Source organism: Maritimimonas rapanae (genome assembly GCF_057837205.1).
In genome coordinates, this window is sequence record NZ_JBYQFI010000002.1 from 304205 (window position 1) to 315993 (window position 11789).

Genomic DNA, 11789 nt, shown 5'->3' on the forward strand with positions numbered 1-11789 from the left:
GAATGAAGAAGATATTAATTACTGGTGGTGCGGGATTTATAGGATCACATGTAGTTCGATTATTTGTAAAAAAATACCCTAGTTATCACATTTATAATCTGGATGCCTTAACCTACGCAGGAAATTTAGAAAACATCAACGATGTTGCTCAAGCTGATAATTATACTTTTGTAAAAGGAGATATAAAAGATGGTGATTTTTTAAATGACCTATATAATAAGTATCAATTTGATGCAGTTATACATCTTGCTGCTGAGAGTCATGTAGATCGTTCAATTACTGATCCAAATGCTTTTATAGAAACTAATGTAATAGGTACAGCAAATTTGATGAATGCTTTTAGAGATAGTTGTGGTGACAGTTATGAAGGTAAATTATTTTATCATGTTTCAACTGATGAAGTTTATGGCTCTTTAGGAAAAACTGGGCTGTTTACAGAAACAACATCTTACGACCCTCAATCACCATATGCAGCTTCTAAAGCGTCTTCAGATCATTTAGTTAGAGCGTTTGGTAATACTTATAAGATGCCATTTATTATTAGTAACTGCTCAAATAATTACGGGGCTAATCAGTTTCCTGAAAAATTAATTCCATTGTTCATTAATAATATAAAGAATAATAAATCATTGCCTGTTTATGGTGATGGTCAATATACGCGTGATTGGTTATTTGTTGAAGATCATGCTAAGGCGATTGATCTAATTTTCCATAAAGCAAAACATGGAGAAACTTATAATATTGGTGGTTTTAACGAATGGACGAATCTTAATCTTATTCACCTATTGTGCGAGCAAATGGATGAAAAATTAAGTCGTGAAAAAGGATCATCAGCCAAATTAATTACATACGTAAAAGATAGAGCAGGACACGACAGACGTTATGCCATTGATGCATCTAAACTAAACAAGGAATTAGGTTGGGAGCCTTCTGTAACTTTTGAAGAAGGTTTGTCGAAAACTATAGATTGGTATTTAGAAAATGAAAATTGGCTTAATAATGTAACTTCTGGAGCTTATAAAGAATACTACACTAAAATGTATTCTTAATGTCACTTAAGCAGCGTTATGTAAAAAGGGAAAAGGAGTAAAACACACAACGCCACTTAAAATGACTATTTTTTTATACTATCAAAAATCGAATTTATAGGTCAACCCCGCAAAGAACTGTAAGCCTTGCACTTCAAAGTTCGTGTATTTTTGGTAATTACTTCCAAAAACATTGTTAACTTTTGCAAAAGCTGTTAGTCTATCTGTGAATTTATAACCTCCGTTAAGATTTAAATCCATATAATTTCCGTTAGTAATAGCAATTGATTCTGGTTGCGTAATTACATTCGGAATTAAGAAAGTAACCTCGTCTTTTCGTTCGCCAACAAAAAATAGATTTGCTCCAGCAAACCATTTATCGTTGGTATAATTAGCAAATGCCGTTGCTCTTAATTCTGGTAAGTTCCAGGCTTCTGCTTGATTAGTCGTAGAAAAGCTATTAAACTCTACATTTCCGCCAAACTTTAACGTTTTAGAAAAGTCTACACTTACTTCCGCGAAAGCATACATCGTCTTTATATCATCATAAACTACTTGAAATGAATTGGCTGCTTCATAACCCTTTACAACAATATCATCGCCATCTGTTTTTGATGGATTTAATTTAAATAATGGCTTCGCTTTTTCACTTTTATAACCTCCTTTAAGATTGTAGCCAACGTTTGAAGCTAGCTTACCTTTTAGGCCTCCATAAGCATTGTATTGCTCATCCGTTCTTAACACATTTAAAGTTGGTGAAACAAATGAATTTTCATTAGTAAAACCTCTAAATGAGTTTTGATGTAAATCACCAACAACGCCTGCATAAGCCGTTAATACCTGGTCTATTAAAATATATGAAGCTGTTATTTTAGGATAAATAAATCCTTTACTTTCGCTAACCCCAGATGCAGCACTATAAACTAAATTTGCTCCTAAATTAATCGTTAAATTATCTCTTAACACTTCAAAATTAGGATTAAAACCAGCATTAAAATAAGTATAGCTTAAATCGTCTGTAGCTTGATAATTTTGAAAGAATTTACCTCTTAAAAATTCTATCCGTGCTTCTGCATTAATCAATTCTGTTACTATAGGAAATTCGATTTTAGGTTTTGCCAACAAATAAATTTCTGAACTAGCTTCGTCATCTGTAAAGCTATAAGCCTCAACTGTTCCTCCTTGAAAGAAAGAATCTTCATAATTAACCATTCCACCAAGGTAAACATCGGTATAGCTTAAATCTTCTGTGATATTATTAATTACATCTGACGTATAGTTTATCTCGTCAGACAAACCATACCAATTATATTTTTGTAATCTAAAACCGCCATTTAATTGCCAATCGAAATCACGCTCCTCTTGCTTATAAAACAAATCTATTCTGGCATCTGAAAAATCATCATCTAAAACTACGTCGTCAATTCCTCCTTTAGATGAATGATAATTAATAAATCCACCAAAATTATTATATCGGGTGTTACTGGTTCTAAAAAAAGCTTCAGCTTGGGGTGTGCCAAAATTACCAAATCCTCCAGTTATAAAGTTATCATAAACAGGAGCACTAGGGTCTACACGAAGTACTTTTGCTTTTCCTTTAGCAGGAGTAAAAGTTGAGGCCACTGGAATCGAAAAAATAGAATAACTCACACTTTTTTTCTTCGTAATAGTTGAATCATTTATTTCTGGATTTGCCTTAATCTTAAATGCATCTGAAACCGTAGGCGAATATGGTCTAACTACATTAATTACCTCGGTATCAATGGTGTCTTTTTGTCTTTTTTGAGCAAAAGAAATTGATGCAATTAATATGAATATGATTAAAATTTTATGTTTCATGTTTCTTTTTGATTCTTCGTTAACACTCAGAATGACAAGTTGATTTTTAGTTTCCGTCTGGGTTTACAGACTCATTGGTTTTAGATTCTTCAGTTTTTATACGTTGTAATTCAGCTTTAGCTTCTTGCACAACATCATCATAATCTTTAAAATTCTTAATTACACTCTCTAAAATATAGGTTGCTTGAAATGCATCATCTAACTCATAAAAATTCTTAGCCATAATGATCAATCCTTTCGCTCCAAAATATTTGTAAGCTGCGTAATCTGAAACTAATTTTTGTACAACTGTATTAGAATTTTTGTAATTGCCTTCTTTGTTTTTAAAATAAGCATCATAATACAATGACTCTGCCTTTAACTCACCACTAGCAATTTTTTCTACTTCTTTATAAGCTTGTTGCGCTTTAGCCTCATCACCTGTTTTAAAAGCTGATCTAGCAATAATAATCTTGGCATCTGAACGCACACGCTTTTCTAATTTTGGACGTTTTAGAACTTTTTCTGCATAAGAAACAGCATCTTCGTAATGTTCTAATGCGTAATGCCCTTTCATTAAATTACTTTGAGCAAAAGTGATATTTTGAGGAAAATCTGCTTGTTCCTCTAAACGCTCAAGTACTGGTATTGCTAGCTTCCAATTATCACCTTCTAAGTAGACTTGAGCAAGTTTTGATAAAGCCTGCTCAGTAAATTCATTCCGCTCTTGGTCTATTACATATTGGTAATGTCTGGTAGATTCTGATTGTTGTTTTTCTGCAAATAAAGATTCTGCTAAGTAGAAATTAGCATTTAAAGCATGTGCCCCATTAGGAAAACGTTCTATATATTTTCTAAATGCAGAAATTGCTCTTTTTCTATTATTTTGTAAATATTGTTTTTCGGCAGATTCGTACATATCATTATCAAGATCATTATCTGTAACCTCAACAAAATCGATATCTTTTACCCAATCTGCGTATTCATCTACACGGCCTAAATCGACATAAACCTGACGTGCGTTTGCTACTGCCTGCTTAGCTTCATCTGTATTGGGGTATTCTTTTACAACACGTCTGTACTTATCTAGTGCCTGATTATCTTGCTCTACATTATAATAAATCAATCCTTGTTTTAATAATGCCTTCGGCACATACGAACTACGTTTGTAATATTTCATTAAGTTATCGTATGCCTCAATTGCTTCATCTGTTTTATTAGCTTTTGTGTATGAATTCCCTAACTCATAATAAGCATCGTCTCGTAAAGATGAACCTCTATGTGTCGCCAAAAACTCTGTGAGATCAACTATTTTATCATCGTTTTTACCTATCAAACCATAACTCATAGCGCGCTGAAAATGTGCGTAGTCTATTGCTTGTCCTTTTGCATTAATAACCTTGTTATACTCGTCTATCGCTCTTCTATATTTGCTATCTACAAAATAAGTGTCTCCTAGACGAACTTGGCTATCGCTTAATCGCCCTTCATCACTAGGGCTTGAGCTTATATAATTTCTGAATTTATTTCCAGCTTGACTGTAATCTTTCAATTTAAAATGCACATAACCCAAGTTATAATCTAGTTGTCCACTTTCTGAAAGATCAGCTACATCGTTCATGTTTTCAAACTGAGTAAAACCAACCAATGCATCATTGTAATTTGTTTGCTGATAATCGGCTTCGGCTTTCCAATAGGTACTTCTAGCCGTTATTTTAACATCTCGGGGTTCATTAATAGCAATGTCGAAATGTTCTTTTGCCCCATCTAGATCGTCTTCATTAAACAACTGCATACCTCTATACAATGCTACTTTTTGATATGTTTTTCTATAATCAGCATCTTTTTTATCTTTTAATGCTTCGAGTGCTCCAGCGAAATCTTTTGAGGTGACATAAGCACTTATCTGTAATGCCTCTATTTCATCTTTTACTTCAGATTGAGGATATAGATCCAAATATTCTTGTAAAACATCTGGCACACTTTTGTATGGATTACCTACTTCGTAACTCAACTTAGCATAGTTTAGCCATGCATCTTTCTTAATATCATTATTAAACTCCATTGAAGATGCATTTCTAAATGCATTTAGAGCTTCTGTTTTTTGTTCTGTTTTTAAATAACACTCTGCCAAATGATAATAGGCGTTTTGTGCAACTGCATCATTACCTCCAACAATTTTATTGAAATATGAAATGGCATTCTCGTAATCTTTTTGCTTATAATATGCGTATCCTAAATAATAATAATCAGTATTCTTAAATCTACGACGCTTTCCTTTATAATCTAATAAATAAGGAATCGCTTCTTCATACTTTTCTAAGTTGAAATAACTTTCACCAATAATTTTTGATATTTCTGAATGTTGATTTCTATCTGCCTTAGCTAGAAAAGGTTTTGCCACTTCGATAGCTTCTTTAAACTCGCCAGTCTTGAATTTGATGTTTGCCATATAGTAAGGTACATCATCACCTAACTCTGAATCATCGGCTATTTCACTCAAATAGCGATTAGCATTATCGAAATCATCAGCTTGATACGCTATGAATCCATAATAGTATTTTGCTTGCGAACCGTATTCGTGAGAGTTTAACAGTTTCTGAAAATATTCTTTAGATCGTTTATAACTACGAACCGCAAATAAACCATAAGCATACTTAAAATTATAATCTTCTTCTTGACCAATCGATAAATTTCGAGTTTCTACACGACCATACCATTTTAGAGCGTAAGGATAATTGGCATTTTTAAAATAATAATCACCTACTTCTAAAAATGCAGTATTCTGTTTTGTACTTGTTGGATAACGTTCTACAAAATCACGCATCATTTTATCACCATCACTATCGCCCAATTGTATCGTGCTAAAAGCAGCATAATACTCACAATTCGCTTTGTGCTCAGAATCGTTACTAAAATCTGATTTTACTTTATTAAATAAGTGTTTAGCAGCTACAAAATCTCTATTATTATAGAGTTCTACCGCATGATTGTATTCTTTAAGTGAGTTTGTATAAATGTCAGATTTCTGAGCAAAAACTAAAAAAAAAGAGAACGCGAAAAAGATTGCCAAAAGGCGATTACTATGCTTCATTTTGAGGGTATCTTTTTTAAGCACGATAAAATGTATCATACCTAAATTAAACAACGCTTAATTATTTTGAAATTGTATAATTGTTAATTAAAATAACATTTTGTTAAGAAAAAAATGTTAAAATTAACGATAGCTGAAATACATATATCGCGCCAAAGTGTCTTTATTCAGAAATTAATTGATTCATAAAGTTATTGAAATCATCTACAAAATCTTCATAATATTTATCAGTTGCAGGTCCAGAAAAACCCGTATGGATTCTGCGGACTTCTCCTTTTTTATCAATAAATATAGTGGTTGGAAAAGATAACACATGATTAAGCATCGGTAATGTTTTAGCTGCTGTTTCTTTATCGTAAACACCAGCGATTACATAATCATAATCGACATTGTATTTCTCTTTCATTTTTTCTACGCGAGCTTTAGCATACTCGAAATTATCTTTGGCTTCGTATGCCAAGCCAATAATTTCTACGCCTTTATCCTTATTCTTATTATACCAATCTGAGTAGAATATGGTTTCGTCCATACAATTAGGGCACCAGGTTCCAAAAATTTGTAATAGCACTACTTTATTTTGATATTTTTCATCGTTTAGAGTAACAGAATTTCCATCTAACCCAGGGAATGAAAACTCTACTTTGTTATAACCTTCTTTTAAAAAGGTTAATTTATCTGCATCTGTCAGTTTTGCATTTTCATCTTTATATCCTGTAAACGTAGCTCGATAATCTTTACCAGATAAGAATTCACCTTTAATAGAGTCTCCTTCTACAGCGGTATTGAATATAAAAGCATGATTCCCATCGAATGTATATAGACTCATAGACTCATCTGATGCTTTACCTTCCAAATAACGATAGTCTCCTGTTTCCGTTAAAAAAGTGCCTTTCATGAGATCTCCTTCTTGTTTGAAAATCCCTACAGCAGGAAACGTCTTACCGTCATCTTCTGTAAACATGATCTGCCATTTACCATCAAAATTTGAGGAGCTTTTTAAATCGTCAAATCGCTTAGTTTTATTATGGGTTGCGGTAAAAGGTAGTTTATAATTCTCTTTATAGTTCTTAATATAGTAACCATTTAATGAATCTTCATTTATTTTAGCTTTTAAGTCGATATCAAAAATATGTAACCTTATAAATAATGAGTCATCAACTATATTAACTTCATCTAAAGCAAAATTCTCTTCTGCATTAATTAAATTAATTGTATAATCTTCATTAGCTTTTAAAATTTCGAAATTAAAAGGTAATTTTTGATCTTGCATGTGTATTTCACCTCGCCAAATACCTTCATTTAATTCAACTGATTTTATCTCTTTTTTACATGAAAATGATAATATTGCTAAAAAGATGATAGCTATAGGCTTTATTATTTGTCTGTCCATTCTAATAAATATACTTTGTTGCTTACTTGTTGGTTTTTTTCTATGCCTCCAACAATGATTTTTGTTGAGTCGTTAATTTCTGCGATTCCTCTCAAATCCATTGGAAATTTATTTGAAAAATCTTGCTTAAACTTTCCATTCTTATAAATTAAATCTCGATTCGAAGGACTCACTTTGCCTGAACCATTATATGCAATAGGATTATAATTATAGGTAATTGTGCTACCGCCGATCCAATGCAGCGAATTTTTAACTGAAGTTGAAGCCATACGATAACCAACTATTGACGAATCTAAAACCTGATGCGACCATGAAATCTCTGATGGAATTTCTGGATTTATTACTCCTTTTCGTAACACATTCTGAATAGGATAATACTTACCCATAGAGGCTCCGCCAAAATAGAAAATAGTATCGCCAACTATAGTTCCTGAAGCTCCAAAAGATTTATACGTGTGATTATTTGGTGTCGGTGTACCCTGAGTCCAGTAGTTATTTTTAGGGTCATATATCTGCACATTAGGCATGTTTTCTTTATCTGACCAACCTGTAACAACATATATCAATTTGTTTCGCCATACGGCCTGTACTTGATCATCTATTGGAACCGGAACTGGAGCACCATCTTCTAAAAAACGGTTATTTGTAATATCATATCGGTGAACTTTATTAGAAGACAATTCTGTATGATCTTTAAATACATGATAACCTCCAATAATATAAATGGTATCTTTTACTCTGCTCGCTGCACTGGCAATTTTACCGAGCGTGTCTGGTAGATTAGTTATTCTTTTCCAAACTTTATTTGTGACATTGTATTTATATGATCGTAAATGTATTCCTGTATATTCTTTGCTGCTATCCAATCCTGCAAAAGAATAAACATACGGTTTACCATTAATAAACCCCTCAGAAACAGCATTGTTTGTTATCGCTTCTGGTATATTCTTTAATAATTGAACTTTCCAATTTTTTGGTAGTTCTTCTTGCTCTCTATTACAGCTTAAAGTACATAGCGCAAGTGCCATAACAAGAAAAAATATTATTCTTTGTGATGCTTTCATAAAATCAAATATAGAATTATTAGCATTCTAAAAATGCCTTTTATTATTTAAAATTTTAACAGTAAGTTTGTAACTTCAAATTACAAAATTGTATGCCTAAACCCATTTTACATCTTAAAAACGCCTTTATTTTTCAGCAAGAAAATATGGTTCTATCTGATATTAGTTTAGATGTTTTTGAAGGTGACTTTATGTATTTAATCGGTAAAACCGGAAGTGGAAAGAGTAGTTTGATGAAAACTCTTTATGGAGATTTACCATTGCAAAAAGGTGAAGGAAACATTGTCGGGTTCGATCTACCTAAATTGAAGGAAAAGGACATCCCTTACTTACGCAGAAAATTGGGTATAGTATTTCAAGATTTTAAATTATTGAATGACAGAAATGTACATGATAATTTATTATTTGTTTTAAAAGCTACTGGTTGGAAAGATCTTGGAAAAATGAAAATAAAAATTAATGAGGTATTAGAAAAAGTAGGCATGAAAACCAAAGGATTTAAAATGCCTTTTCAGCTTTCTGGTGGTGAACAGCAAAGAGTTGCAATTGCTCGTGCTCTATTAAATGACCCTGAATTGATTTTAGCTGACGAACCTACTGGGAATCTTGATCCGAAAACTTCTCTAGAAGTTATGAGTGTTTTAGAAGATATAAGTAAAAGTGGTAAAACCATTTTAATGGCTACACATGACTATGCTTTGATCCTAAAATATCCTCACAAGACTATAAAATGTGAGGGAGAAAAGGTTTTTGAGGTAGTTTGATCTAATCTTGTGATTTCAGTTCTCATACCAACATACAACTATAATTCCTTTGACCTAGTCAAAAAAATTCACGTCCAATTAATAAACTCTAATTTAGAGTTTGAAATCATTTGCTTTGATGATGCTTCAAACAGTGAATTAAACACAAAAAACGAACAAATAAATACATTAAGTTTTTGCAAATTCAAGGTGTTAAATGAAAATATTGGAAGAAGTAGGATTAGAAACTTGTTAGCTGAGAATGCTAAATATGAAAAATTACTTTTTTTGGATGGTGATGTTATTCCTAAAAAGTCAACTTTTATAAATGATTATTTAAATAAAAAAGATAAACGAGTTTTATGTGGAGGCGTGTTATATGTAGATCAAAAACCTGAAAAATCAAAATTATTACGATGGGTTTATGGTAAAAACCGAGAAGAAATAAAAACTTATATAAGGAATACAAATTCATATCGATATTTTTTTTCTTCAAATTTCCTTATCGATAAAATAACTTATAATCAAGTTAAATTTAACGAAGATATTGTTGATTACGGATATGAAGACCTTCTTTTCTCTAATGATCTAAAAAATAGAGGGATAGAAATTAAGCATATTAATAACCCCATTATTCATTTGGGTCTTGAAGACGCCTATACATTTATTAATAAAACAAATAAAGGCATTAAAAATTTATTGAAGCTTTACAGAAAAGGATTAATAAAAAAACAAAATGTGAAATTATTGCACTTCTATTCTAAGCTACAATCGACTAGATTAACAAGACCTTTTGCATTTTTCTTTAAAGTCACTAAAAATTCACTTGAAAAGAATTTAACTTCTAACAGACCATTTTTGTTTTTATTTGATTTTTATCGATTGGGATATTTATGTAGTATCGCTAAAAAATGATCATTTTAAATTATTAAATATCTCCCTTAGTTTTATCGACTCTTTTCCCCAAGTATATTTTTCAGAAGTTTTTTTTACATTAAGCTTATATTCTTCTATTAAAGCTTGATTATTTATAATCCCTGAAATTTCTTTTGCCATTTTTTTTGGTTCTTGGCTTTTTACAACAAAACCAATCTTGTTTTCCTTAACCAAGTTAGCTACTACCTTTCTATTAGAAACTATTAAAGGAGTTTGAGCTTGTATGTAATCAAACACTTTATTAGGCAAAGCATATTCATAATTAAGGTTTGTTCCTTTATCTAAAGAAAGTCCAAAATCTGCAATTTGAGTATATTTCATCAATTCGTCATAGGGCATTTTATCCTTAATAAAAACGCTATTACTTAAATTTAGACTCTTAACCATTTGCTTTAACCTATCAAAAACATCTCCTCCTCCAATAATATATAAAATAACATTTTCAAGGTATTGCATCATTTCTACAGCTTCTTCTGCACCACGATCAATATTAATCCCAGATCCTTGTAAAATGAGCATTTTTTTATCACCTTTTATGATCTTAGAAAAGTCTTCTTCAATTTCATTCAACTTGTATTTAGCAGCAATATTTCTGATAACCTTTACATCAACTTTATACTTATTCTTATATATTTCAGCTATAGTTTTGTTAACCGTATATACATTTTTAAGTTTTGGTAAAATATTCTTTTCTATAAATTCCCATACCGCCTTTATTCTTGGTCTACTTACAAGCTCTGGTATTTCAGTAAACAATTCATGACTATCATAAACTAATTTTTTTCTAGAGATCTTACTCACTAAAAAATTGGGCAATAAGGTATCAAGGTCATTTGCTAATAAAATGCCTTTTTTGATAAAAAGAAGTTTTAAAAATAGCCTCAAGTTATATTCAGCGTAAAATAAAAATCCTTTATTAAAAAGCAATTGCATTCTAACTGTCTTATATGGCCTAGATATTGGTAAACTTTCTGGTAATTTTCTTCCAATTAGTAAAACTTCATAATTCATTTCTGTTAAAACGGCACAGACTTTAGCTACTCGTTGGTCGGTAACAAGATCATTAGTAACAGAAACTAGTATTCGCTGCAAAACAGGTTAAATTGATTTAAGCGAATGTAAAAAAAATTATGTGAGCGAAAAATGTTTAATAAAGAGGTCTACCACAAAAATCATAACCTTTTAGAATTTTCATTTCTCCTTGTAGGTTATCTAAATGCTGCTTAGCATATGGTGAAAAGTTTGTGAATTTTGGTATAGATTGGTTTAAGTGATTTAAATTAATAATTGGAGCATACTCATTTGTTATCTCCCCAAATTTCCAAGTTTCTTTTTCTTCTTTTATCGGAAACTCTACATAAGAAATAAAGGATAAAACTGGGCTTTTATTTACCTTAGTATAAAAATTAGTTGACGTGAATTTATAATCTTCATTTTTACTTTGTTCTAAAATTAATGTAAAATCAAATTTCTTATCAAATACTAATTCTTGAGACCAACTTGTAAGAGATAAAAACAAAATAATTAAAAGGAGTGCCGTTCTTTTCATCGTTAAATTATTTCAAATAAATATATCAAAAATCACACCATAAATCCTCTAAATATCTGTCGTTATTATTATGAATATATTTCAAATAGATTATTATTTTTATATATTTGATAAACATTGAAGCAAAAAATTGCTTTTTTACAGATGTTTAATTCCGACCAAAAGTC

9 protein-coding genes are annotated in these 11789 nt (G+C 31.1%); 3 read left to right on the top strand and 6 right to left on the bottom strand.

Annotation, left to right across the window (positions count from 1 at the left end):
• Nucleotides 1–2 precede the first annotated feature (2 nt).
• Nucleotides 3–1049, top strand: a complete 1047-nt coding sequence (gene rfbB, locus AC3IF2_RS11420) for a dTDP-glucose 4,6-dehydratase (protein WP_489167392.1) — start codon at nt 3–5, stop codon at nt 1047–1049.
• 81 nt (nt 1050–1130) lie between these two features.
• Here the strand turns inward: rfbB and AC3IF2_RS11425 are convergent, their stop codons facing one another.
• From AC3IF2_RS11425 to AC3IF2_RS11440, 4 genes are all read right to left on the bottom strand, one after another.
• Nucleotides 1131–2867, bottom strand: coding sequence for a TonB-dependent receptor (locus tag AC3IF2_RS11425; protein WP_489167393.1), 1737 nt, complete (start codon nt 2865–2867; stop codon nt 1131–1133).
• A 46-nt stretch (nt 2868–2913) separates the two neighbouring features.
• Nucleotides 2914–5940, bottom strand: a complete 3027-nt coding sequence (locus AC3IF2_RS11430; protein ID WP_489167395.1) for a tetratricopeptide repeat protein — start codon at nt 5938–5940, stop codon at nt 2914–2916.
• Between the two features lie 163 nt (nt 5941–6103).
• Complete coding sequence (locus tag AC3IF2_RS11435; protein WP_489167397.1) at nt 6104–7330, bottom strand: peroxiredoxin family protein; 1227 nt, start codon at nt 7328–7330, stop codon at nt 6104–6106.
• Nucleotides 7315–8394, bottom strand: coding sequence for a Kelch repeat-containing protein (locus tag AC3IF2_RS11440; RefSeq protein WP_489167399.1), 1080 nt, complete (start codon nt 8392–8394; stop codon nt 7315–7317). The genes AC3IF2_RS11435 and AC3IF2_RS11440 overlap by 16 nt, the downstream gene beginning before the upstream one ends.
• A gap of 92 nt (nt 8395–8486) precedes the next feature.
• Between AC3IF2_RS11440 and AC3IF2_RS11445 the strand changes: the two genes are divergently transcribed.
• Both AC3IF2_RS11445 and AC3IF2_RS11450 read left to right on the top strand, forming a co-directional pair.
• Nucleotides 8487–9158: a cell division ATP-binding protein FtsE gene (locus AC3IF2_RS11445; protein ID WP_489167401.1), complete on the top strand. Its 672-nt coding sequence runs from the start codon at nt 8487–8489 to the stop codon at nt 9156–9158.
• Between the two features lie 9 nt (nt 9159–9167).
• Nucleotides 9168–10052 (top strand): glycosyltransferase, encoded by an 885-nt coding sequence (locus AC3IF2_RS11450; RefSeq protein ID WP_489167403.1) that lies wholly within the window; start codon nt 9168–9170, stop codon nt 10050–10052.
• Here the strand turns inward: AC3IF2_RS11450 and AC3IF2_RS11455 are convergent, their stop codons facing one another.
• On the bottom strand, nt 10053–11165 hold the full coding sequence (locus AC3IF2_RS11455) for a glycosyltransferase (protein WP_489167405.1): 1113 nt from the start codon (nt 11163–11165) through the stop codon (nt 10053–10055).
• A gap of 55 nt (nt 11166–11220) precedes the next feature.
• Nucleotides 11221–11622, bottom strand: coding sequence for a hypothetical protein (locus AC3IF2_RS11460; RefSeq protein WP_489167407.1), 402 nt, complete (start codon nt 11620–11622; stop codon nt 11221–11223).
• Nucleotides 11623–11789: the final 167 nt, after the last annotated feature.